The organism is Desulfobacter curvatus DSM 3379, from assembly GCF_000373985.1.
GTDB lineage: Bacteria > Desulfobacterota > Desulfobacteria > Desulfobacterales > Desulfobacteraceae > Desulfobacter > Desulfobacter curvatus.
The window spans coordinates 1-1,440 of record NZ_KB893031.1; the positions used below are offsets into that span (position 1 = coordinate 1).

1 protein-coding gene is annotated in these 1,440 nt (G+C 40.8%); it reads right to left on the reverse strand.

The annotated features are described in order from the left end of the window. Positions 1-1,169: hypothetical protein (locus B147_RS28060; protein WP_051085661.1), on the reverse strand; the 1,169-nt coding region annotated here is incomplete at its 3' end. Positions 1,170-1,440 lie beyond the last annotated feature (271 nt).

The following is a 1,440-nucleotide window of genomic DNA, read 5'->3' on the forward strand; positions in this document are numbered from 1 at the left end:
AAAATGTCAAAAGGAAGGCTGAAAAGATCTGATTCTTTTAACGTGGTTATGAAAAGATCATATCTATCTGAATATTTGGTTTTGATTGCAGTTAGGGTGTCTGTTTCATCCAGGTCCGGGATATTATCGGTAATGGTCGTGTCTATCGTTTGGCCCGGATCTATCAGATTATCTTCAACTGCCTGACCGATTTCATCCGCGCTGGGTGTGGTTACAGTTACAACAGCCCCATCGGATGAAGTGGAAGACGCTGTTCCGGTTTTGTCATTGATCTTGGCAAGGTAATCGTTTGTTATTCCCAGGTATTTTTGAATATTGTCTAAATTTGTATTTGTTGACGAGGTATTCTTAATGATCTTATCCAAACGGTCTGAATCGATATCATTTGAATCCGGTTGTTCTGAAGGGGCTTGCTGGGTGTCCGGTTTTTTTGCTTCTGTTTGGTCATCTTCAGCGTCTCTATAATCTTTGAAGGGATCAGTAGACCCGGGGACAATCGTGCCGTCATCCTGAATTTCAACAGGGTTGTTTTGTTTGGTAATGTTTAGATTATCAATGTCTAATTTTTCTAAGGATGCCGCAAGGCCTTCCGCTGTTTGAAAAGTTCGAAGATCACCGGTAACCGATTCAATTGTATAGCCTTCAAAATCAGTGGGCATCGTGCCAAAGGAATATTGATTTCCTTCGCCATCTTGGATAACACCGGCAACGACTTTGTTATTTTCATCGTAACAGACGGAAACAATTGCGGCTTTATATTCATCTGGTGAATTGGGTTTTAAGTCGAGATTATCTGGAGTGCCATCATTATCAGTATCATTTTCAGCAGATGTCCCATAAGGGTCACCATCTTGATAAACCCAACATTTTTGTACGGCAACTTTTACCGTACGATATCGCCCATTGGAATAATATGTTAGCCAGACATCGACACAGCTATTATTAGGATATGGGGAATAGTCCAATAAATGTAACGAAACATCCGTTATAAAAGGGTACATTTCGATATATGCTTCTTTTGCACCTTCATAAACATAATTTTCAAATCCGGCTTGAGAGCCATAATAGACATTTGGATATGTGCAGCCATTTTGAGTAAATGCATATAGATATTTGACAGGGAACATAACAAAGGAAAACCCAAGCAAAAAATATAATATTCGTTTCATTTCGCTCCGAACGCAGTTGCCATTGATCATAAGACACCTATCCAAATCAGTGCCGTGCCCCTCAATTCATGTTGAAAAACAGGAAAAAGAGGAGCGGCACATGGGTTGCGGGTTTCCCGCATTAGTCGCTTTCCTGCCAGTAAACGCGGCCATTGAATTCCTGAAAAGAGATGGAATTGGAATAGGGGGTCATCTCCGTTGAATTGTCAAAGATCTCCTTGGAAACTTTTATTTTCAAGAATTTCTCCAGGCCTTTGACGGCAACGGCCAG